Consider the following 21,716-nt stretch of genomic DNA (forward strand, 5'->3'; position numbering starts at 1 on the left):
GGATCAAGCCGCGACCGACCGCCCCCGGTCACCCGGGGTGGTGGTAGTGGTCGTGGTGATGCGCGCGTCGGGCATGGCCTGCACATTAGGTGCGGGCCGCGGGTTTCTCAACCCATATCGAGCGCGCGGCTTCCCGCCTGCGTCGAAACGCGGCGGGTATCGTTCACCCCGGCGCCCTTCTCGCGCACGCTGGAAACGAAGCGGAACTCGCTCGATGCGCTGGCCGGGGTGAGCTCCACCGCCATGTATCCGCGGCGCGATCCGTCCATCCACTTGAGCTGGCGATTGTGCGCAACCGTCTCGCGTTCGAGGACATCGACCGGGAGGTAGGAGGCGTAGCTTTCGAGTCCCGGGGAGGTCACCCCCTGCACGCCGAATTCGACGCCGACCTTCTCGCCCGCATGATCGAGATCGAAAGCCCAGGCATTATGCGTGTCGCCCGCCAGGCTGATGAGATTCGCATTGGCGTCGAGTGCGGCCCTGAACACGCGTTCGCGCGCGGCGGGGTATCCGTCCCACGCATCCATGTTGAGCGGCAATTCGGCGCGGCCGGCCATCGCCCCGGCCAGGATGCGCTGGCGGATATAGGCGGGCAGATCTGCGGGCAGCCCTTCGGTCAGCCGCGGCGCCGTGGCCAGATTGCCCATCAGCACCTGCTGCACCAGCACCTGCCACGGCTTGCCCGCCGATGCCGAGCGCTTGAGACCTTCGGTCAGCCAGGCCTGCTGCTTCATTCCGAGCAATTCGCGGCTGCCATCGCGGTAGTCGCCCTCGCGGAAGGCGACGAGCGCCGCCATCGCGGCTTCGGGACTGGTCTTGCCCGACAGGATCTGGCCGTAGGAAAACTGCTCGGCGCGGGCGGTCAGCCGCGTCTCGAGCCGGTAGAGCGTCGCGAGGTCGCCCACTTCATAGGCGGCCCATGGCTCGTCCGACACGGGCATCCATTCGCGGTAGGCCTTCGCTGCGGCGGCCTTGCGCACCGACCATTCGCCCTCGGTTTCGCTCTGGTGGTTCTGCGCGCCGCCTTCCCACGAATCATTCGCGCTCTCGTGATCGTCCCAGCCGGCGATCATCGGGAACAGCTGGTGCAGCCGGCGCAGGTCCGGATCGCGGCGATAGGTCGCATAGCGCATGCGGTAATCCGCCAGGCTGACGATCTCGTGCGCGGGAAACAGCACGCGGCCCGATTGCGCCTCTTCGTTCGAGGGATAGGTGCCGGGACCGTATTCGTAGAAATAGTCGCCAAGGTGCAGCGCGCAGTCGAAATCGCCATCGGCGGCGGCATGCGCATAGGCGTTGAACCAGCCGAACCCGAGGTTCGAACAGGAGAACACCGCCATCCGGAACTTGTCGGTCTTGCCCACCGGCAGCGTCTTCGTGCGGCCGACGTCCGAGTGCGACCCGTCGGGTGCAGTGAAGCGGTAATAGTACCAGCGGCCCGGCTCGAGCCCTTCGGCCCAGGCCTTGCAGCACCAGTCGTTCTCCGCGCGCGCAGTCACAGAGCCTCCGGCCGCGACGCGCGAAAAGTCGAGCGTTTCGCTGACCTCGAATTCGAGCGCGGTGTCCTGCGCGCCCACAAAACGGCTCCATAGCAGAACTCGCTCGGCCGCCGGTTCGCCGCTGGCGACGCCGTGGCTGAACCCCTTGCCCCCCGACTGCGCAGCGAGAGGGGCGCCGGCCACCCCCAGCCCGAGAATGCCGGTCTTGAGCAGCGTGCGGCGGTTAAGTGCGGATAGCGGGGCAGCGGCAGGCGGTTCGGTCGCGAACATTCGAATTCTCCTCTTCCGGCCCCCTGCCTGCGCCCGATGACGGTGTGGTGACAAGCCAATTTGCGAAGCGACAAGCACGCACGACCTATTGGAAGGCATGCTTGACAATGGGCCTAGCTTATGACAAACATGCTTTACATTACGGAAAGGACCATTGCCATGTCACTCAAGACCCCCCTCTTGTTCGCCAGTGCGATCATCGCGATTGCCGTGCTGGCGATCTTCGACGTTATCCCTGAGCAATTCGCGCGGTTCAGCGTGATCCTCCTGCCCGCGCTGGCAGCCATCCATATCGCGCGCCGCGGCTCGTGCGGGTGCAGCGCGAAGTTCGGCGCATGAGCGGTTCCGGCAGGCCCTGGCTGCTCACGTCGCCGGGACGCTGGGTCGCGCTCTATTTCCTCAGTGTCGTCATCATAGCGGCGCTGAAACTGACCGGGGCGATCGAATCGCCGGTCGGATTCATTCTGCTGGCAGCGGCAACCTGCCTGCTCTTGCCACTGGCACGGCGCCGGCCCGACGGCTGCACCAGCCGCGCCATGGCCGATTACAACCGGCGGATCGTGTTCAGCAGCCTGGGCTACGTTCTCGGGCTCGGCATCGCCGTAACATTATGGGATCGTTATGAACTGTCGGACGCGCTTGTTTTCGCAATCGCGCTGCTCCCGACACTCCCGACCTTCGGCATCATCTGGGCGATGGGGCGCTACCTCGCCGAGGAACAGGACGAATATCTGCGCCACCGCACGATCATGGCCGCCCTGGTCGCGCTCGGCCTGGTGCTCGCGCTGGGCATCTTCTGGGGCTTCCTCGAGATGTTCGAGCTGGTGCCGCATGTCTGGGCCTGGTGGGTGCTGCCTGTCTGGGCGATCGGCCTGGGTCTGGCGCAATTGTGGCAGAAGGTGCGCGGCGCATGAAGAACCGCCTCAAGGTGCTGCGCGCCGAACGCGACTGGAGCCAGCAGGACCTCGCCACCCGGCTCGAAGTGTCGCGCCAGAGCGTCAACGCCATCGAGACCGGCCGCTACGATCCGTCGTTGCCGCTCGCCTTCCGCATCGCCGATGTATTCGGTCTGACCATCGAGGAGATCTTCCTGCGCACCGAGTAGTCATGCACCATGATTGACAGGATCGTTCCGATCCTCGACCCGTGGCGGCGGGTTTTTCAAGGGACACGAACTTGCTCGATGGGTCGCACCATGCCGACAGCGCGGACAGCGCTTTCACATTCGAAGGCAACTGGCAGGATTTTGCGCGGATCGCGCTGCCCAACCTCCTGCTGACGATCGTCACGCTGGGCATCTACCGGTTCTGGGCCACCGCGCGCGAGCGGCGCTATCTGTGGTCGCGCACGAGGTTCGTCGACGAGCATCTCGAATGGGCAGGCACCGGGATGGAGCTGTTTGCCGGTTTCGTCATCGTGCTGGTGCTGTTCGGCGTGCCCTATTTCGGAGTGAGCTTCGTTTCGCAGGCGCTGATCGCCCGCGGCTACGAGGCGCTGGGATCGGCGCTCGGCGTGGGGGCGCTGCTTTCGATCTTCTATCTCGGCGGAGTCGCGCGGTTCCGCGCCCTGCGTTATCGCCTGTCGCGCACGCGCTGGCGGGGCATCCGCGGGGGCAGCGACAGCAAGGGCTTCGCGTTCGGCCTGTCCTACATGTGGAAGACCGCGGTCGGCTGGCTGCCATTTGGACTGCTGCTACCCTGGTCGATGACCAGCCTGTGGAACGAACGCTGGAGCAAGATGAGCTTCGGCCCCTTCGCCTTCCGCAGCGATGGCGAGGCGGGCGGGGTGTTCGCCCGTTTCCTGCTGTTTTACCTCGCTCCCTTCGTGCTGTTCGTCGGCGGGGTGATCATGGCCGGCATGGGCATGCTCGCCGGCTATGGCATCGGCGGCGAGAACGGAGTGGCACTGGGCGGCCTCGTCGGGCTGATCGGCCTGGTGCTGTTCTTCTATCTCGGCCTCGGCCTGATCGCTGTGGCATTCTATGCCAAGTTCTACCGTGAAATGGTCGGCGCGACACGCTGGCGCGACCTGCGTTTTAGTTTCGAGGCCTCGACGCTCGACTGGGTCAAGCTGCTGCTGGGCGATGCGCTGCTGGTGGTCTTCACCCTCGGCATCGGGCTGGTCTTCCTGTCGTACCGCCACTGGAAGTTCTTCATGACCCATATCGAGGCGAGCGGCGAGATCCTGCTCGACGAATTGACCCAGTCGCGGACCCGGACCGCCGGGCATGGCGAAGGCCTGCTCGATGCGTTCGACATGGGCGCGATCTGAGCCGATGGATACCAGCTTCCAGCTTGCCGCCGAATGGTACGACGGACGCAGCGCCCTGCGCCACGCGGGCGAGTTGCACTGGGACGGGCACGCCGGGCTGGTGCTGCATGCCCCGACGGCGCGCGCCGAATTCGCGGTCGACGACCTGCAATTCGCCGATACGCGGCCCGGGCAAATGATCTATCGCCGCAAGAGCCAGCCCGATTTCCGGCTGATCCTGCCCGCGGACATGCCGCCCGGCCTGGCGGCCCGGCTGCCGCGGCCAAGCACTTACGGCCGCTGGATCGACCGGCTCGGGCTGGGCCGGGCAGCGGCGATCTTCGCCGTCGCAAGCGCGGCGGCGGTGGCGCTGTTCCTGACTGCACCCGCTTGGCTCGGCCCGCGTATCCCGGCCGGCTGGGAACGCCAGATCGGCAACGCGTTGATCGGCGATTTCGGCGGACGGATCTGCCATACGCCCGCAGGCGACGCCGCGCTCGCCAAGCTGCTGGCCAAGGTCGACCCGGCCGACAACGCGCAAGACAAGGTGCGCGCTGGCATCGCCAACATGGACATGGTCAATGCCGTTGCCCTGCCCGGCGGCCAGGTCCTGCTGTTCGACGGGCTGGTCCAGCAGGCCGAGAGCCCCGAGGAGCTGGCGGGCGTGCTGGGGCACGAGGTAGGACATGTCCGCGAACGCCACGTGATGACCGCGCTGCTGCGCCAGTTCGGCATGTCGATCCTGCTGGCGGGGGCCGATTCGGGCGTCACCAACGGGGTCTTCGGCCTGGCCGCCATGGGCTATTCGCGCGACGCCGAACGCGAGGCCGACGAATATGCCCGCGCAAGGATGGCCGAAAGCGCGATCTCGCCGCTGGGCGCGGCCGATTTCTTCGCCCGCATGGCCGACGAACGCAGCGACAGCGAGGAGGGCCCCGCCGTGCTCGGCTGGCTCGCCAGCCATCCCTCGGCCGGCGAACGCGCGCAGGCCTATCGCACCGCTGCCCGCACGGCCCCGGCCTATCCCCCGGTCCTGTCCGATGCCGAGTTCGCTGCGCTGAAATCGATGTGCGCCGACGATCCCGATGTCGCGGAATTCGACTTTTTCTGACCCTTGCAATCGCGCCCTGCGACGTGAACAGCATGCGCGCATGAGCGACATCCAGTTCCACGCCATGCCCGACGGGCGGCGCATCGCCTATCGCTTCGCCCCCGGCAGCGGCCCCGCACTGGTGTTCCTGCCCGGCTACATGTCCGACATGGCCGGCAGCAAGGCGACCGCGCTGTTCGACTGGGCGCAGCAGGGCGGGCGCGCCTGCCTGCTGCTCGACTATTCGGGCTGCGGCGAGAGCGATGGCGATTTCGCCGATGGCACCTTGTCGCGCTGGCGCGAGGAAGTGCTGGCGCTGGTCGAGGCTCACATCACCGGCCGCGTGCTGGTCATCGGGTCGTCGATGGGCGGCTGGCTGATGCTGGCGGTCGGCGCAGCGCTCGGGCCGCGCCTTGCCGGCATAGTCGGTATCGCTGCCGCGCCCGACTTTACCGACTGGGGCCGCAGCGCAGATGAAAAGGCGCGATTGCGGGCGGGCGAGACGCTGTACGACCACAATCCCTACGGGCCCGAACCCACCCCGATGCATGCCGGTTTCTTCGCCGACGGCCAGGCCCAGTTGCTGCTGGGCGGCGAAATCCCCATCGATGCGCCGGTGCGGCTGATCCATGGCCAGCGCGATCCGGACGTGCCCTGGGACATCAGCCTGCAGCTTGCCGAACGGCTGCGTTCGGACGATGTACAGGTGGCGCTGGTAAAGGATGGCGACCACCGCCTGTCACGCGAACAGGACATCGCCCTGCTGCTGCGCACGGTGGCTACGCTTTCGAAAGGTCCTGCATGATTGCCTCCGCTCTCGCCCTGCTGCTGATGCAGGTCGGCCCCGACCCCACCCAGGGCAGCTTTCCCGGCATTCCCGAGGAATTGCGCGACCGGCCCCAGCGCGAGAGCGTGGCTGCGCCGCCGGCTACCTTGCCGTCATCCGGTGGCAAGCTGGCCGAATGCGTTACCCTGGCGACGGAGGACGCTTCCGCAGCCAGCGATATGGCGCAGACCTGGCGTGAAACCGCCGCCAACCAGCTCGAGCTGGCCCAATCGGCGCATTGCCTTGGCTTGGCCCTGGTCCGGCTGGACGATTTCGACGGCGCCCAACGCGCCTTCGACCTAGCTACCGACGAAGTGCCCGACGGCGCCCCGGCCTACCGGGCGCGGCTGGCCGCAATGTCGGGCAACGCCGCGATGGCGCAGGGCAAGCCCGCGATTGCCGAGATCGCCTTCGCGCGTGCCAGCCGCTTCGCTGCCGCGTCCGCCGATGCGCCCCTTACCGCCAGCATCGCAGTCGACCGCGCGCGCGCACTGGTGGCGCTGGACCGCCGCGAGGAAGCCGCTGCGGAACTGGCGCAGGCGCGGGCGAGCGATCCCGCCAATGGCCGCGCATGGCTGCTCTCGGCCACGCTCTCGCGCCGGCTGGACCGGCTGGGCGAGGCGCGTGAACAGATCGCACAGGCTGCATTGCTGGCACCGCAGGATCCCGCCGTGGGCCTCGAAGCGGGCGTGATCGCCGCGCTTTCGGGGCGCGAGGACGATGCGCGCAGGAGTTTCGAATCGGTGCTGCAGGTCGCGCCGCAAAGCCCCGAAGCGACCCGCGCCCGCAGCTATCTGGAGCAACTCGCCACATGACCGATTTTTCCGTTCTCGATCTCGTCCCCGTCCGCGAAGGCGGCTCGGTCGGCGATGCCCTTGCCGCCGCGACCGCGCTCGCCCGCACGGCCCAAGACGCGGGCTGCAAGCGGTTCTGGGTTGCCGAACACCATGCGATGAAGGGCATTGCCGGGGGAGCGACTTCGGTCGTGCTCGCGCATATCGGCAATGCGACCTCCACGATCCGCATCGGATCGGGCGGGATCATGCTGCCCAACCACTCGCCGTTCCAGATCGCCGAACAATTCGGCACGCTGGATGCGCTGTTCCCCGGCCGGATCGACCTGGGGCTGGGCCGCGCGCCGGGGGCCGGCCCCGAACTGCAGCGCGCGCTGCGCAAGGACCTGCACCGGGCGGCGGAAATGTTCCCGCAGGACGTGGCCGAACTGATCGCGCTGATGGCAGGCGAAACCGCCGTCCAGCCCACTCCCGGCGTTGGTGCGAAGCCGCAGTTCTGGATGCTCGGGTCGAGCCTGTTCGGGGCGCAGCTCGCCGCCAAGCTCGGGCTGCCCTACGCCTTCGCCAGCCATTTCGCGCCCGATCACCTCGATACCGCGCTCGAGCTCTACCGCCGCGATTTCCAGCCCTCCGAAGCCTGCGAAAAACCGCATGTCATGGTCGCGATGAACCTGTTCGTCGCCGACACCGAAGACGAGGCTGAATATCTCGCCACCTCGCAATTGCAGGCCTTCGTCGCCTTGCGCACGGGCACGCCGGGCAAGCTGCCCCCGCCCGTGCGCGGCTATCGCGCCAGCCTGCCCCCGCAGGCACAGGCCATGCTCGCGCATATCGGCCAGGCCAGCGCGACAGGTACGCCGCAGCAGGCTGCCGAGGCCGTGCGCGCGTTCATTGCGCGGACAGGCGCCGACGAAGTCCTCTTCGGGGGGAGCATGTACGATCCCGAAGCGCGCTGCCGCTCGCTGCGACTGGCGATGGAGGCGCTTGCGGCTTGAGCGTGCCGTAGCGTCGGCGGGGCGCTGCCGCGCCACCCACGGGCGTGCGAATTCTGTCGCACGGCACCTTGCGGGGCGCCTGCAACAGGGATAGGCGCGGCGCTCAGGTCGTGGCGGACACGGCCCAATTATTTCGCGGCGCTGAAACGATCATGCGCCGACAGGAGAGAGGCCCCGTATGGGTTCGAACACTGCCGCGCTGCCCAAGAAGCTCCAGAACGCAATTACCGAACGCATGCGGCTGTCGCTGCTGTCCGGCAACACGCCCTTCGAGAAGGCACGTCTCGAAGATGCCGCCGCTTTCGTCGGGGAGCTGGCTTCCCAGCGCACGCGCGGCCGGTCGGCCATGGCGATCGAAAGCGTCAGCGACGACCGGCGGCTGACGCGGATCGCGATCATCAACGAGGACATGCCCTTCCTCGTCGATTCGGTCGCGGCGACCATCGCCGCGCTGGGCCTGTCGATCGACCGGCTGGTCCACCCGGTGATCCCCGTCGAGCGCGACGGCAAGGGACGCCTGCAGGCGATACCCGACCGCGACAAGGACGATGCCGACCGCGAATCGATGATCTACATCGAGACCGCGCGGGTCGATGCGAAGACCCGGCGGCAATTGCAGGAAACGCTCAAGCTGACGCTGGGCGACGTACGCGCGGCGGTGTCCGACTGGCCGCAGCTGCGCGACGCGATGGCGGCCGATGCCGAACGGATCGCCGGCGACAGCGAAGAGGGCGCCGAACTGCTCGAATGGCTCAATTCGGGCATGCTGACGCAGCTGGGCCATGTCACCCGCTACCGCGACGGGCGCCAGGAAGACGAGCTCGGCATCTGCCGCAAGAGCGCGGCGCAGCTGCTCGCCGAGGCATCCTACGACCGCGCCTTCGCCTGGTTCGCCGCGGGCAACGACCCACGCCGCCCGCTGATTATCAAGGCCAACCACCTCAGCAATGTCCACCGCCGCGTCCCGCTCGACCTGTTCATCGTGCCGGTCGAGGACAATGGCGAAACCGTCGCGCTGTCGCTGCATGCAGGCGTCTGGACCAGCGCCGCGCTGGCGGCCCCGCCGCGCAATGTGCCGCGCCTGCGGCGCCAGCTCGACATGCTGCGGGGCCGCCACGGCTTCGACGACGGCGGCCATGCGGGCAAGGCGCTCGTCCATGCGCTGACCACGCTGCCGCACGACCTGCTGATCGGCTTCTCGGAAAGCGACGTCGAACGCGTCGCAATCACCATGATGAGCCTGGTCGACCGCCCGCGTCCGCGCCTTGCGCTGGTCGAGGCGCCGCTGGCACGCCACCTGTTCGCCTTCGTCTGGCTGCCGCGCGACATGGTCGCCACGCAGGTCCGGCTGGAAATCCAGGCGCTGCTCGAGGAAGCCGCCTCGGCGCGGCTGCTCGACTGGAGCCTCGAGGTCGAGGGCGGCAATCTCGCCACGCTGCGGTTCGTCTTCGATATTCGCGACGGCAACCAGGCGCCCGACGAGGCGGCGCTCGAGGAGCAGATGCAGACGCTGCTGCGCGGGTGGAGCGAAGCGGTCGAGGCGGAGCTTTCCGCGCTCGAGGACAGCTCGCGCGCGGCAGCGCTGGCAATGCGTTTCGCCGAGCATTTCCCGACCGGTTTCCGCGGCCGGTTCGGCCCGCGCGAAGCCGCGCTCGACATCGCCCGCCTCCACGATCTGGGGGCCAGCCTCGAGAGCGAGGAAGTCGTGCGCGGCGCGCGGATGTATTATTGCGAGCGCGATACCGAGGGCTGCCTGCGGCTCAAGCTGTACCAGTCCGAAGGCAGCCTGCCCCTGTCCGAAGGCGTGCCCGCGCTGGAGGATTTCGGGTTCTACGTGCGTTCGGAAATGCCCACCGTGCTGGACGATGGCCGGCTGGGCACGGTCCACGACTTCCTGCTCGACCTCAAGCCGGGGGCCGACCCCAAGGGGCTGATCGACCGCGCCGATGCGATCGAGGAAGCCATTGCCGCGGTGCTCAACGGCGAAGCCGAGAACGATCCCTTCAACCGGCTGGTCCCCGAAGCGGGTCTCTCGTCGCGCGAGGCCAATTGGCTGCGCGCCTTCTATCGCTATCTGCGCCAGGCCGGGATGGGTTTCACCATCTACACCGTGGTCGACGCGCTGGCCGCCGCGCCCGACGTGACCCGCGCGCTGATCGCGCTGTTCACCGCGCGGCACGATCCCGAGTTCGGCAACGGCCGCGACGCCGCCATCGAAGAGGCGCGCGGCGCGATCAAGCGCGGCCTCGCCAAGGTCAAGGCGATCAACGACGACCGCCTGCTGCGGCTGTACAACGCGCTGATCGATTCGATCCTGCGCACCAATGCCTTTGCCGATGCCGCCGCCGAGGCGCTGGCCTTCAAGATTGATTCGGCCAGGGTTCCCAACCTGCCCAAGCCGATCCCCTACCGCGAGATCTTCGTCTATTCACGGCGGGTCGAGGGGATCCACCTGCGCAGCGGCCCCGTCGCGCGCGGCGGCCTGCGCTGGTCCGACCGGCGCGACGATTTCCGCACCGAGATCCTCGGGCTGATGAAAGCGCAGCGGGTCAAGAACGCGGTCATCGTGCCGACCGGCGCGAAGGGCGGGTTCTATCCCAAGCAACTGCCGAATCCGGCGCTCGATCGCGAGGCCTGGGCGGCCGAGGGGCGCGCCAGCTACGAGACCTTCATCCGCACGCTGCTGTCGGTCACCGACAACATCGTCGACGACCAGGTCGTGCATCCCGACGATGTCGTCATCACCGATGGCGAAGACCCCTATTTCGTGGTTGCCGCGGACAAGGGCACCGCGACCTTCTCCGATGTCGCCAATGCGATCGCCAAGTCGCGGGACTTCTGGCTCGACGATGCCTTCGCCAGCGGCGGTTCGAAGGGCTACGACCACAAGGCCATGGGCATCACTGCCAAGGGCGCCTGGGTCAGCGTCCAGCGGCACTTCCTCGAAATGGGGGTGGACGTGCAGGAAGACCCGGTCGAGGTGGTCGGCTGCGGCAACATGTCGGGCGACGTCTTCGGCAACGGCATGCTGCTGTCAAAGGCGATCAAGCTGGTGGCGGCCTTCGATCATCGCCACATCTTCATCGATCCCGATCCCGATCCGGCGGCCAGCTGGAAAGAACGCAAGCGCCTGTTCGACCTGCCGCGATCGAGCTGGGAGGATTACGACACCGCGCTGATCTCGCGCGGCGGCGGCGTGTTCCCGCGGGATGCGAAAAGCATCAAGCTGTCGAAGGCGGCGCAGGCGAAATTCGGCATCGACCAGGCCCAGATCGAGCCCGAGGCGCTTATTTCGGCGATCCTCACCGCGGCAGTCGACCTGATCTGGTTCGGCGGCATCGGCACCTACATCAAGGCCGCGCACGAGAACAACGTCCAGGTCGGGGACCCGGCCAACGACGCGCTGCGGGTCGATGGCCGCGACGTGCGCGCCAAGGTGATCGGCGAAGGCGCCAATCTCGGCATCACCCAGGCCGGCCGGATCGAATTCGCGCAGCGCGGCGGCCGTTCGAATACCGACTTCATCGACAATTCGGCGGGCGTCGACTGTTCGGACAATGAAGTGAACATCAAGATCGCGCTCGCCGCGGCCAAGCGCGCGGGCAAGCTGAGCGAACCCAAGCGCGTCGACCTGCTCGAATCGATGACCGAGGAAGTCGGGCAGATCGTGCTCGAGGACAACCGCCTGCAGGCTCTTGCGCTCTCGATCGCCGAATATGGCGGCGCACGCGCCATGGCCTCGCAGCGGCACATCATCGACACGCTCGAGGCGGGCGGCAATCTCGACCGCAAGACCGAAGGACTGGCCGACGACCAGACCTTGCAGCGCCGCGCGGCGGACGGCGGCGGCCTGACCCGCCCCGAGCTCGCAGTGCTGCTGTCGTCGTCCAAGCTGGTCCTGCAGGACGCGATCGAGCAGGGCGAGCTGGCGGACGATCCGCTGCTCGAGGACACGCTGTTCGAAGCCTTTCCCGAACCGATGCGCAAGAAGTTCAAGGCGCAGATCAACGGGCACCAGCTGCGCCGCGAGATCATCGCGACCAAGCTGGCCAACCGCATCGTCAACCGCATGGGGATGGTCCATCCCTTCGAACTGGCCGAAGAAGAGGGCGTCGAACTGCACGAAGTCGCCGCCGCTTTCGTGGCTGCGGAAGAGCTGTTCGACTTGCCCGCACTGTGGGCCGCGATCGATGCCAGTGCCATGCCCGAAAGCGCCCGGCTGATGCTGTTCGACCGCATCGCCGCAGCCGCTGGCAACCTCATGTCCGACGTGCTGCGCACTTCGTCGGGCAGCGTCGACCCGACCCGACTGGTCGAAGAGATCGGCAAGGCGGTCAGCAAGCTGGCGGGTGCCACTGGCGAATTGCTCAGCGCCGAATCGCGCCAGCAATCGGATCGGCTGCGCGATCAGCTGGTGTCGGCGGGCGCGCCCGAGGCGCTCGCTGCGCGCGTGGCGCATCTCTACGACCTCGACGGGGCTGTCGGGCTGGCCAAGCTGTCGAGCGAAACCGGCATAGCGCCGATCGGCCTGACCGAGGCCTTCACCGATGTCGGCCGCCGTCTGGGCCTCGACTGGGCGCAGTCGACCGCGGCGCTGATGAGCCCGTCGGACGTGTGGGAACGCCTGCTGGTTTCGGGGCTGGCGCGCGATTTCCAGCAGATGCGGCTCGAACTGCTGCGGCGGTTGGCGCGGCGCAAGGATGCGAAGAAGGATCTGGCTGCCGTCGTCGCCAAATGGGCCGAGGAACAGTCCACCGCGGTGACCAATTTCCGCAGCATGATCACGCGGGCGCAGGGCCAGTCCCCCGTGGCCCCGGCCATGCTGGCACAGGTCGCCAGCATGGCGCGCAACCTGCTCGGACGTTAGCACTGCGCTTGACCGGCTGGCGTTTTCGCGTCAGCCAGCACGGCGATGGAACATTACGACGTCGTTATCGTGGGGTCGGGGCACGGGGGTGCCCAGGCCGCTATCGCACTCCGCCAGAACGCGCACGAGGGCTCGATCCTGATGGTCAGCCGCGATCGCAACCCGCCGTATGAGCGGCCCCCGCTGTCGAAGGAATATCTGGCGGGCGAAAAGCCGTTCGAACGCATCCAGATCCGTCCAGAACAGTTCTGGGCCGACAAGGACATCACGCTGCGCCTGGGGCGCAACGTCAATGAAGTCGATCCGGTCGCGCGCGAACTCGGCCTGTCGGACGATACGCGGGTCACCTATCGCAAGCTGATCTGGGCCGCCGGCGGCGATGCCCGGCAACTGTCCTGCCCGGGCAGCGACAATGCGGGCATTCACTACATCCGCACGCGGCGCGACGTCGATACGCTGAAGGGCGAGCTGGCGGCCGGCGCCCGGCGCGCGGTCATCATCGGCGCGGGCTATATCGGGCTCGAAGCGGCGGCCGTGCTGCGCAAGCTCGGCCTGGACGTTACCGTGGTCGAAATGCTCGACCGCGTCCTCGCACGTGTCGCGGGTCCGCAGCTGTCGGAATTCTACGCTGCCTATCACCGCGAGCAGGGTGTCGACCTGCGCCTGTCGACCGGCGTCGAGACGATCAGCGGCAACGATGGCCGCGTGACCGGCGTGGTGACCGACAGCGGCGAGACGATCGCCTGCGACGTAATCATTGCCGGGATCGGCATCGTGCCGTCAGTCGGGCCGCTGATCGCGGCGGGCGCGGCGGGATCGAACGGGGTCGACGTCGACAGCATCTGCCGCACCACGCTCGATGACATCTACGCCATCGGCAACTGTGCGAGCCATGCGAATGCCTATGCCGACAACAAGGTCATACGCCTCGAATCGGTGCAGAACGCCAACGACATGGCGACCATCGCGGCCAAGGCGATCATGGGCGACAAGCAGGATTACGACGCCGTCCCGTGGTTCTGGTCGAACCAGTACGATCTCCGGCTGCAGACGGTCGGCATGTCGATCGGCTATGACGCCACCGTGCTGCGCGGCGATCCGGCGGACAAGAAGTTCAGCGTGGTCTATCTGCGCGAAGGCGTGGTGATCGCGCTAGACTGCGTCAACAACACCAGGGATTACGCGCAGGGGCGCAAGCTGGTGATGGCGCGCGCCGAAGTGGATCCCGACCTGCTGGCCGACGCTGCGGTGCCGCTCAAGGACATGCTGTGATCGCGGCCGGGGACGGTCGCGCGATGTTCGAAGGGCTTCGCGTGATCGACATGACCTCGGTCGTCTTCGGGCCCTATTGCACGCAGATCCTTGCCGATTTCGGGGCCGAGGTGATCAAGGTCGAGGCCCCCGGCGGCAACGTGTTCCGCTATGGTGCGCCCTCCGCGCGCAGCAAGGCGATGGGGCCGGGATACATCGCGCTCAATCGCGGCAAGCAGTCGCTGGTGCTCGATCTCAAGCAGGAGGCCGACCGCGCGATACTGCACGATTTGCTCGCCGATGCCGACATCTTCATCCACAATGTCCGCGCCGAAGCGATCGAACGGCTCGGATTCGATTCCGACAGCGTGCGCGCGCTTGCTCCCGACATCATCTATGCGCATTGCGTCGGCTTCGGCTCGGGCGGGCCCTATGCCGGGCTGCAGGCCTATGACGACGTGATCCAGGCCGCCAGCGGCACCACCACCCTGCTGCCGCGCGCGGACGGCAACGAGCGCCCGCGCTACCTGCCATCGCTGATCGCCGACAAGGTCGCCGGGCTGCACGCCGCTTATGCGGTGATGGCCGCCGTGGTACACCGCCTGCGGACCGGGCAAGGCCAGCATGTCGAAGTGCCGATGTTCGAGGCCTTCAGCAGCTTCATGCTCAAGGAGCACCTCGGCGGGAACACTTTCGATCCGCCCGTCGGCCCGCCCTGCTATGGCCGCCAGGTCGACCCGGATCGCCAGCCGTTCCCGACCCGCGACGGATATGTCAGCATCGTGCCTTACCGGCTCGACCATTTCACCAGGGTGATCGCGCTGATGGGCGACGAGGCCTTCGCGCAAGAGGCGCGCTTCGCCACGCCTGAGGGGCTGATCGCGGGGCAGGCCGAACTCTATGCCCGGATCGCCGAACTGACCGCCGGTTTCGCGACCGACGAACTGGTCGCGCTGATGCACGCCAATGCGATTCCCGCAATGCCGGTGCGCGACATGGCCGACATGGCACAGGAGCCCCATCTTGAAGCCGGGGGCTTTTTCATGCGGCGCGAACACCCCACCGAGGGAACGCTGGTCGAGATGCGCGAACCGTCGCGCTTTTCCGCCTGGGACGCCCCCGATCCAGCGCCCGCCCCGCTGCTGGGCGAGCATGACCGGGATTACCGCGAGGGCTAGCCGAGCCGCCGGGCGGCCCAATCAGCCGCTTCGGAAACCGCGGGATCGGGATCGCCGCGCAGCCCTTCGACCAGCGGAGCGAGAGCTGCCGAACCGCTATTCCCTGCCGCATAAAGGCAATTGCGCACGAAGCGGTCGCGGCCGACGCGCTTGATCGGCGAGCCCGAGAAGAACTGCCTGAAGCCCGCATCGTCAAAGGTCAGGAAGCTCGCCAGGTCGGGCGCCATCAGCTCCTCGCGCGGCGCCAGCTTGAGGTGCCGGTGCGCCGTATCGGCAAACTTGTTCCACGGGCAGACCGCGAGGCAATCGTCGCAGCCGTAGATGCGGTTGCCCAGCGCCTCGCGAAACTCCTCGGGGATCGGCCCCTTGTGCTCGATCGTGAGGTAGGAAATGCAGCGCCGCGCATCGAGCTGGTAGGGCGCGGGGAAGGCGTCGGTCGGGCAGGCATCCTGGCACGCGCGGCAATTTCCGCAGCGATCGGGATGCGAGAGGTCGGGCGCGAATTCGAGCGTCGAATAGATTGCGCCGAGGAACAGCCAGCTGCCATGCGACCGGCTGACGAGATTGGTATGCTTGCCCTGCCAGCCGATCCCTGCCGCCTCCCCCAGCGGCTTTTCCATCACCGGGGCGGTGTCGACGAAGACCTTCAGTTCGCTTGTCGGCTCGCGCGCGATCAGCCACCGCGCCAGCGCCTTGAGCGCCTTTTTCACGACGTCGTGGTAATCGCGCCCTTGCGCGTAGACCGAAACCCGCGCTTTTTCCGCCGCGTCGGCAAGCGCCAGCGGATCGACATCGGGGGCGTAGCTCATCCCCAGCGCGATCACGCTGTTGGCTTCGGGCCATAATCCTTGCGGCGAGGCACGCTGCGTCTTGCGCGCTTCCATCCATTCCATCGAGCCATGACGCCCTTCGCCGAGGAATTGCTCCAGCCGCGCGGCGCGCTGCGGATCGGGCGCGGCCGACGCAAAGCCGCAGGCGACGAAGCCGAGCCGCTCCGCCTCCTCGCGCAATTCCGCCTGCAACTCGCCATTAACCACGCTTGCGTGTGCTCCCGTTCACGGCCAGCATCTAATCATGGCCGCATGCTTATCGAGACAGGCTCCATGACGCGACCTTCGGGCGGGGACAACCGCAAGCTTACCATCGAGGCCCACGGGCTGGTCAAGCGGTTCGACGACACGCTGGCGGTCGACGGTGTCGACATCGCGGTTCCCGAAGGCGCGATCTACGGCATTCTCGGGCCCAATGGCGCAGGCAAGACGACCACGCTGCGCATGCTGCTGGGCATCATCGATCCCGACGCAGGCGTGCGCCGCGTGTTCGGCAACGACCGGCCGCATGAAGTGGCCAAGCTGATCGGCTACCTGCCCGAGGAACGCGGGCTCTATCCGGCGATGAAATGCGACGAGGCGATCGCCTTCCTCGGGGCGCTGCGCGGGCTGCCGCTGGAAGAAGGCAAGGCGCGCGGGCGCGTGCTGCTCGAGCAGCACGGCCTGGGCCATGCGGTGGATCGCCAGATCCGCCAGCTGTCGAAAGGCATGGCGCAGACCGTCCAGCTGCTCGGCACGCTGGTCCATCGCCCGAAGCTGGTGGTCTTCGACGAACCCTTCAGCGGGCTCGACGCGATCAACCAGGGCAAGCTGGAAGTGATGATCCGCGAACTGGCCCACAGCGGCACCACGGTGATCTTCTCGACGCATGTCATCCACCATGCCGAACGCCTGTGCGACGAGGTGGCGATCATTGCCGGGGGTAAGGTGCCCTATGCGGGATCGGTCGACGCCGCCCGCGACCGGATCCCCGCGCAGGTCCGGCTCGAGACGCGCTCCGCATCCGGGCCCTGGCGCAGCGCGCTGCCCGGCGATGCACGGCACGATGCGAAGGGCGAGGCCAGCCATTTCTGGTACTTCCCGGTCCCCGAAACCGGGATCGAGGAGTTGCTCAAGCCGCTGATCGAAGGGCAGGCGGGCATTCTCTCGCTGTCGATCGAGCGCGCCGGACTGCACGATGCCTTCGTCGAAATCGCGGGCGAGGCCGCCGCGCGCGCGCTCGAAGAGGACAACGCCCGGGGAGCCAAGCCATGAAAGATACGACCCGCCTGTCGCGCTTCGAGGCCGCCCGCGTGATTGCGCAGCGCGATTTCCGCGCCATCCTGTTCAGCCGCGCATTCCTGTTCTTCCTGCTCGGGCCGCTGTTCCCGATCATAATCGGCGTGCTGGCCGGGGGGATCGGCGGACAGGTGCAGCGCGATGCGAACACCCGGCTCATGGCGGTTGCGATGAGCGAGGCGGATACGCAGGCGCTGATCGCGGCGCGCGAGCGGCTCGCCCCGCAGATCGGGAGGGCGCTGCCCGAACTGGCAATGGCCGATGCGGGCACTGCCCCCGAAGTCATCCTGCGCGAACCCGGCAAGAATTACGTCGCGGTGGTCGGCGGCACGCTCGCCGCGCCCGAACTCACCGCCCCGCAGCCGGCGATCGACTATTGGAGCGGGCCGGTGGCCATGCTCGCCGCCGAAGCCGGGACGCGGCAGGTGGCCGCATATCCCGCCGTGGCGCCCCGCCCGGTAGCCACCAGCATCGCCGCGCAGCGCGGCAACCGGATCCGCACCGCGCAGGCGGGGCAGTTGCTGCTGTTCCTGCTGATGATGCTGCTCGCGGGGATGGTGCTGTCCAACCTGGTCGAGGAGAAGGCCAACAAGGTGATCGAGGTGCTCGCAGCGGCGGTCCCGATGGATGCAGTCTTCCTCGGCAAGCTGGTGGCGATGCTGGGCGTCAGCCTGGTCGGGATCGCGGTCTGGGCCGCGGTCGGCTCGGCGATCGCCCTGCTGGCAGGCAATGCGCTGCCGCAATTGCCTGGCCCCGCGCTCGGCTGGCCGCTCTTCCTGGCGCTCGGGCTCGTCTATTTCGCCATGGGGTATCTGCTGCTCGGTTCGCTGTTCCTTACCATCGGGGGCCTCGCGACCACGGTGCGCGAGGTGCAGACGCTGTCGATGCCGGTCACCATGGCGCAGCTGCTGGTGTTCTTCCTCGCCGCATCCTCGATCACCCGCCCCGGTTCGCCGATGGAACTGTTTGCCGCCGCCTTTCCGCTTTCCTCGCCCTTCGCGATGCTCGCCCGCGCGGCGCAATCGGACGCGCTGTGGCCGCATGCCCTCGCGCTCGGCTGGCAGGCGCTGTGCGTGCTTCTTTTCGTCCGCTTCGGGGCACAGATATTCCGTCGCCGCGTCATGAAGTCGGGCAAGGGCGGCCGCGCGGTAAAAGGGCATGTCGGGAGCTTCAGGGCGCGCTGAGACCCCGCCTCGCCCGCGATTGGGTAGCGAATTGCAACGCACTATTGACACGTGTGTCAGTTAAGGCAGGATGGCCGCAATGACGAGAGCGGCCGATGGAGTCGCTCCTGCGAGGAGAGAGACATGGCCACCGCTGCAATCGAACGTCCGCAATGCCGTACCGAACCGTCCGCCTATGAGGCGCTGAAGAAGCATTTTGCCGAGCACCCCGAAGAACGTCTGAACCATCCCCACAAATGGGATGTGAGCCGCAGCGATATCTACGCCGAGAACACCTGGCATCCGATCTTCCGCGAGATGCGCGAAGCCGGTCCGCTGCACTACATCCCCGAGAGCCCCTATGGTCCCTATTGGGCGGTCGTCGGGCACAAGGCGATCCAGCATATCGAGGCGCTGCCCGATACGTTCTCGTCCAGCTGGGAGCATGGCGGGATCACGATCCTCAACCGGTTGAGCGAGGAAGAACTGGCCGAAGCCGGGATCGAGGAACGGCGCGAGCTGCCGATGTTCATTGCCATGGACCGCCCCCAGCACACCGGCCAGCGGCGCACCGTGGCCCCCAAGTTCACCCCCAGCGGCATGGCCGAAATGGAAGGCGAGATCCGCCGCCGGACCGGGGAGCTGCTCGACACGCTGCCGCGCGGCGAGGTGTTCGACTGGGTCGACAAGGTGTCGATCGAACTGACCACCGGCATGCTGGCCATCCTGTTCGGCTTCCCTTGGGAAGACCGCCGGCTGCTGACCTTCTGGTCGGACTGGTCGGGCGACACCGAACTGGCCACCGTGCGCGACCTCGACGAGATGCGCTGGGGCTTCCTCCACGAGATGGCGGCCTATTTCCAGTCGCTGTGGGTCGAGCGGACGCACGACAAGGAGCCGGGCGACGATCTCATCTCGATGATGATCCATTCCGAGGCCATGAACCAGATGAGCCCGCAGGAATTCATGGGCAATCTGATCCTGCTGATCGTGGGCGGCAACGACACCACGCGCAATTCGATGAGCGGGATCATCTACCAGCTCGACAAGAACCCCGACCAGCGCAAGCTGTTCGAACAGCAGCCCGAGCTCATTCCCAACGCCGTGCAGGAAATCCTGCGCATGCAGACCCCGCTCGCACATATGCGCCGGACCTGCACCGAGGACACCGAAGTCTTCGGCCAGACGATCAAGAAGGGCGACAAGGTCGTGCTGTGGTACCTGTCGGCCAATCGCGACGAGGAAGTGTTCGAGAACCCCGACAAGCTCGACATCCAGCGCGACAACGCCCGCCGCCATATCGCCTTCGGCTATGGCATCCACCGCTGCGTCGGGGCGCGGCTCGCCGAATTGCAGCTGCGCATCCTGCTCGAGGAACTGCACAAGCGGCGCATGCGGGTGCATGTCGCGGGCGATATCGAGCGCGTCCGTGCCAATTTCGTGCACGGCTTCCGCAAGCTCGAAGTCGAGATTACCGACTTCTGAGGCACCGCTGCGCCGGCGCTGTACCCGCGCAAGCATAGGTTCAGGCGTGGGGGACTATTCCTCCACGCCATGACCCGGAGCGATTTGACCCGCCTTCCCATTGCCCGCCGCCGCCTGTTCGGCTGGATTGGCGCCTCCGCCAGTTTCGCGGCGCTGACCGCTTGCGGTTCGCGGCCCGCGGAAGCCAGGAGTTTCCCCGTCGAGCTGACCGAAGCGCAATGGCGCAAGCGGCTGACCGCACAGGAATATCGCGTCCTGCGCGGCGCGGGGACCGAGCGTGCCTATTCATCGCCGCTCAACGAGGAGGACCGCGCGGGCACCTTCGTCTGCGCAGGCTGTGGCAACGCGGTCTACAGTTCCAAGACGAAATACAATTCGCGCACCGGCTGGCCCAGTTTCTGGCAACCGATCGACAAGGGCGCGGTGGGCACCAGCACCGATTACAAGATCGGTTATCCGCGCACCGAAGTGCATTGCGCGGATTGTGGCGGGCATCTGGGCCATATCTTCAACGATGGGCCGCGGCCGACCGGCAAGCGCCACTGCATCAATGGCGTCGCGCTCGATTTCAAACCCGCGTAAACCAGCGACGGGTTGAACGGTCTCAGGGAATGCGCGGCCAGGCCTCGTCTTCCTCGACCAGCGCCGGGCACTGGACCCGTGCGGCGGCGAGTGCGAATTCGCGCAAGGTGAAAGTGTCCTCGAACACGAGGCCGTAATTGGCATCCCTGCGCCAGCGCACCGTACAGCGAATATCGGGCAGGCCTTCGCAGGAAATCGTCAGCCGCTGGCCGACCGCGAAGATGCTTTCGCATTCGATCCGCGCGCCCTGCTGCGACATGTTGAGCGTGATCGCTTCGGCACGGCCCGAGAGCGAGGCCACGGTGAGCGGCATCATCAGATTGAGCCGCAAGCCACGCTTGGGGAACTTCCAGTTTTCGCGGATCAGCCGTTCGGCTTCGATCGGGGCTTCGAACCGGTAGCTCGCCTCGAAGCCTTCGCTGCGGACCAGTTCGAGCTCGTAGCTTTCGCCGTTCTGCAATTCGAGCGCGATCGCTTCGTCGGTGGGCAGCTTGTGGAAGGTGCGCAGCGAGACACCCGTGGCCGACACGTCGCGGATCACACAGACGAATTCGCCCTGGCCGCAGACCAGCTTCGCCGCGCGGATGAGCGAGGTGTAGCGCGGAGCGCCGCGCTGTTCCTCGCCGTTTGTCGAACCATTGTCCTGCATGCCGGTCCCGGTGGTGAATTGCATAGCCTAGTTATGTCCAACGCGTACGCGGCTTCATGGCAGCCGCGATGGCGCCGCGAATCAGTATTGCTTCCCCGCGAAGCCTAACTGCGAAAGTGTTAATGCCGGGATAAGGGTATCACCCGATAGGGCCGGCAAGCGAACGGGTGGCTGGTACGGGTGGCGGGACTCGAACCCGCACGAGCAAAGCTCAGGGGATTTTAAGTCCCCGGCGTCTACCATTCCGCCACACCCGCCGATGGGGGCCGCTCTAATCGCTGCCGGTCGGGCGGGCAATCGCGGATCGTGCGCCGGCCAGCCAATCGCTCACTCGTCGTTGAGGCGCCGGCGCATGTCCTTGCCCGGCTTGAAATAGGGGACCCGCTTGGCGGGTACGTCGACGGTTTCGCCCGTCCGCGGATTGCGGCCCTTGCGCGCTTCGCGTTCGCGGGTGGAAAATGCCCCGAAGCCGCGCAATTCGACCCGGCCGCCTTCGGCCAGTCGCTGCGCGATTTCCTCGAAAAAGATATCGACGACCTGCTCGACCTCTTCAGCCCGCAATTCGGGATTGTCCTGGGCCAGAGCGGCAAGAAGTTCGGATCGGATCATATGGATCTCCGGGTGCGTTCGATCGCAAATATCGTTTCCACGATGCGTCCCCGCCGAAATCACGCTCTCCCGCCCGATTCCAACCGTCAGACTGTGGCAG

At 66.9% G+C, this 21,716-nt stretch carries 19 protein-coding genes and 1 tRNA gene; 15 read left to right on the top strand and 5 right to left on the bottom strand.

The window, feature by feature from the left end; translation table 11 throughout:
* Window positions 1-107: 107 nt before the first annotated feature.
* The gene (locus SJY12_RS09840) at window positions 108-1,769 is read right to left on the bottom strand and encodes an alkaline phosphatase D family protein (RefSeq protein WP_397505246.1); all 1,662 of its coding nucleotides are present in this window, start codon (window positions 1,767-1,769) and stop codon (window positions 108-110) included.
* Between the two features lie 159 nt (window positions 1,770-1,928).
* Between SJY12_RS09840 and SJY12_RS09845 the strand changes: the two genes are divergently transcribed.
* From SJY12_RS09845 to SJY12_RS09895, 11 genes are all read left to right on the top strand, one after another.
* Window positions 1,929-2,108 (top strand): hypothetical protein, encoded by a 180-nt coding sequence (locus tag SJY12_RS09845; protein ID WP_063511875.1) that lies wholly within the window; start codon window positions 1,929-1,931, stop codon window positions 2,106-2,108.
* Window positions 2,105-2,683 (top strand): hypothetical protein, encoded by a 579-nt coding sequence (locus SJY12_RS09850; protein WP_397505248.1) that lies wholly within the window; start codon window positions 2,105-2,107, stop codon window positions 2,681-2,683. The genes SJY12_RS09845 and SJY12_RS09850 overlap by 4 nt, the downstream gene beginning before the upstream one ends.
* The gene (locus SJY12_RS09855) at window positions 2,680-2,874 is read left to right on the top strand and encodes a helix-turn-helix transcriptional regulator (protein WP_050601583.1); all 195 of its coding nucleotides are present in this window, start codon (window positions 2,680-2,682) and stop codon (window positions 2,872-2,874) included. The genes SJY12_RS09850 and SJY12_RS09855 overlap by 4 nt, the downstream gene beginning before the upstream one ends.
* Before the next feature lie 71 nt (window positions 2,875-2,945).
* Complete coding sequence (locus tag SJY12_RS09860) at window positions 2,946-4,040, top strand: YjgN family protein (protein WP_397505250.1); 1,095 nt, start codon at window positions 2,946-2,948, stop codon at window positions 4,038-4,040.
* A 4-nt stretch (window positions 4,041-4,044) separates the two neighbouring features.
* Window positions 4,045-5,130, top strand: a complete 1,086-nt coding sequence (locus SJY12_RS09865; protein ID WP_397505252.1) for a M48 family metallopeptidase — start codon at window positions 4,045-4,047, stop codon at window positions 5,128-5,130.
* Window positions 5,131-5,170: 40 nt separating this feature from the next.
* On the top strand, window positions 5,171-5,914 hold the full coding sequence (locus SJY12_RS09870) for an alpha/beta hydrolase (RefSeq protein WP_397505253.1): 744 nt from the start codon (window positions 5,171-5,173) through the stop codon (window positions 5,912-5,914).
* Entirely contained in the window at window positions 5,911-6,750 is an 840-nt protein-coding gene (locus tag SJY12_RS09875; protein WP_160766177.1) for a tetratricopeptide repeat protein, read from the top strand. The genes SJY12_RS09870 and SJY12_RS09875 overlap by 4 nt, the downstream gene beginning before the upstream one ends.
* Window positions 6,747-7,724, top strand: coding sequence for an LLM class flavin-dependent oxidoreductase (locus SJY12_RS09880; RefSeq protein WP_050601578.1), 978 nt, complete (start codon window positions 6,747-6,749; stop codon window positions 7,722-7,724). Before SJY12_RS09875 ends, SJY12_RS09880 begins: the two co-directional genes overlap by 4 nt.
* A gap of 178 nt (window positions 7,725-7,902) precedes the next feature.
* The gene (locus tag SJY12_RS09885) at window positions 7,903-12,591 is read left to right on the top strand and encodes an NAD-glutamate dehydrogenase (protein WP_397505254.1); all 4,689 of its coding nucleotides are present in this window, start codon (window positions 7,903-7,905) and stop codon (window positions 12,589-12,591) included.
* 45 nt (window positions 12,592-12,636) lie between these two features.
* Window positions 12,637-13,863: an NAD(P)/FAD-dependent oxidoreductase gene (locus SJY12_RS09890; protein WP_397505255.1), complete on the top strand. Its 1,227-nt coding sequence runs from the start codon at window positions 12,637-12,639 to the stop codon at window positions 13,861-13,863.
* Window positions 13,864-13,886: 23 nt separating this feature from the next.
* Window positions 13,887-15,020, top strand: a complete 1,134-nt coding sequence (locus tag SJY12_RS09895; protein ID WP_397505256.1) for a CaiB/BaiF CoA transferase family protein — start codon at window positions 13,887-13,889, stop codon at window positions 15,018-15,020.
* On the opposite strand, the gene queG is transcribed toward SJY12_RS09895, so the two are convergent.
* Window positions 15,017-16,057, bottom strand: a complete 1,041-nt coding sequence (gene queG, locus SJY12_RS09900) for a tRNA epoxyqueuosine(34) reductase QueG (protein WP_397505257.1) — start codon at window positions 16,055-16,057, stop codon at window positions 15,017-15,019. The two genes, SJY12_RS09895 and queG, sit on opposite strands and share 4 nt — an antisense overlap.
* Window positions 16,058-16,123: 66 nt before the next feature.
* Between queG and SJY12_RS09905 the strand changes: the two genes are divergently transcribed.
* From SJY12_RS09905 to msrB, 4 genes are all read left to right on the top strand, one after another.
* A complete protein-coding gene (locus tag SJY12_RS09905) occupies window positions 16,124-17,104 on the top strand; it encodes an ABC transporter ATP-binding protein (protein ID WP_397505258.1) in 981 nt (326 codons plus the stop codon).
* A complete protein-coding gene (locus SJY12_RS09910) occupies window positions 17,101-18,312 on the top strand; it encodes an ABC transporter permease (protein WP_397505259.1) in 1,212 nt (403 codons plus the stop codon). The genes SJY12_RS09905 and SJY12_RS09910 overlap by 4 nt, the downstream gene beginning before the upstream one ends.
* Window positions 18,313-18,435: 123 nt before the next feature.
* Entirely contained in the window at window positions 18,436-19,776 is a 1,341-nt protein-coding gene (locus SJY12_RS09915; RefSeq protein ID WP_050601572.1) for a cytochrome P450, read from the top strand.
* Between the two features lie 84 nt (window positions 19,777-19,860).
* Window positions 19,861-20,358: a peptide-methionine (R)-S-oxide reductase MsrB gene (gene msrB / locus SJY12_RS09920; RefSeq protein ID WP_397505260.1), complete on the top strand. Its 498-nt coding sequence runs from the start codon at window positions 19,861-19,863 to the stop codon at window positions 20,356-20,358.
* Between the two features lie 22 nt (window positions 20,359-20,380).
* On the opposite strand, the gene SJY12_RS09925 is transcribed toward msrB, so the two are convergent.
* The 3 genes from SJY12_RS09925 to SJY12_RS09935 form a co-directional block, all read right to left on the bottom strand.
* Window positions 20,381-21,031 carry a PilZ domain-containing protein gene (locus SJY12_RS09925; RefSeq protein ID WP_050601570.1) on the bottom strand — a complete coding sequence of 217 codons (651 nt, stop codon included), beginning with the start codon at window positions 21,029-21,031 and terminating at the stop codon, window positions 20,381-20,383.
* Between the two features lie 148 nt (window positions 21,032-21,179).
* Window positions 21,180-21,264: transfer RNA gene (locus tag SJY12_RS09930), tRNA-Leu, on the bottom strand.
* Between the two features lie 70 nt (window positions 21,265-21,334).
* Entirely contained in the window at window positions 21,335-21,616 is a 282-nt protein-coding gene (locus tag SJY12_RS09935) for an integration host factor subunit beta (protein ID WP_050601569.1), read from the bottom strand.
* Window positions 21,617-21,716 lie beyond the last annotated feature (100 nt).

Source organism: Qipengyuania sp. R86523, assembly GCF_044596365.1.
In the GTDB taxonomy this organism is placed as follows: Bacteria; Pseudomonadota; Alphaproteobacteria; order Sphingomonadales; family Sphingomonadaceae; genus Qipengyuania; species Qipengyuania citrea.

Coding starts and splice junctions, on each gene's coding strand:
- SJY12_RS09840 (WP_397505246.1), bottom strand. CDS start 1,769: ATGTTCGCGACCGAACCGCCTGCCGCTGCCCCGCTATCCGCACTTAAC.
- SJY12_RS09845 (WP_063511875.1), top strand. CDS start 1,929: ATGTCACTCAAGACCCCCCTCTTGTTCGCCAGTGCGATCATCGCGATT.
- SJY12_RS09850 (WP_397505248.1), top strand. CDS start 2,105: ATGAGCGGTTCCGGCAGGCCCTGGCTGCTCACGTCGCCGGGACGCTGG.
- SJY12_RS09855 (WP_050601583.1), top strand. CDS start 2,680: ATGAAGAACCGCCTCAAGGTGCTGCGCGCCGAACGCGACTGGAGCCAG.
- SJY12_RS09865 (WP_397505252.1), top strand. CDS start 4,045: ATGGATACCAGCTTCCAGCTTGCCGCCGAATGGTACGACGGACGCAGC.
- SJY12_RS09870 (WP_397505253.1), top strand. CDS start 5,171: ATGAGCGACATCCAGTTCCACGCCATGCCCGACGGGCGGCGCATCGCC.
- SJY12_RS09875 (WP_160766177.1), top strand. CDS start 5,911: ATGATTGCCTCCGCTCTCGCCCTGCTGCTGATGCAGGTCGGCCCCGAC.
- SJY12_RS09880 (WP_050601578.1), top strand. CDS start 6,747: ATGACCGATTTTTCCGTTCTCGATCTCGTCCCCGTCCGCGAAGGCGGC.
- SJY12_RS09885 (WP_397505254.1), top strand. CDS start 7,903: ATGGGTTCGAACACTGCCGCGCTGCCCAAGAAGCTCCAGAACGCAATT.
- SJY12_RS09890 (WP_397505255.1), top strand. CDS start 12,637: ATGGAACATTACGACGTCGTTATCGTGGGGTCGGGGCACGGGGGTGCC.
- SJY12_RS09895 (WP_397505256.1), top strand. CDS start 13,887: ATGTTCGAAGGGCTTCGCGTGATCGACATGACCTCGGTCGTCTTCGGG.
- SJY12_RS09905 (WP_397505258.1), top strand. CDS start 16,124: ATGACGCGACCTTCGGGCGGGGACAACCGCAAGCTTACCATCGAGGCC.
- SJY12_RS09910 (WP_397505259.1), top strand. CDS start 17,101: ATGAAAGATACGACCCGCCTGTCGCGCTTCGAGGCCGCCCGCGTGATT.
- SJY12_RS09915 (WP_050601572.1), top strand. CDS start 18,436: ATGGCCACCGCTGCAATCGAACGTCCGCAATGCCGTACCGAACCGTCC.
- SJY12_RS09925 (WP_050601570.1), bottom strand. CDS start 21,031: ATGCAATTCACCACCGGGACCGGCATGCAGGACAATGGTTCGACAAAC.
- SJY12_RS09935 (WP_050601569.1), bottom strand. CDS start 21,616: ATGATCCGATCCGAACTTCTTGCCGCTCTGGCCCAGGACAATCCCGAA.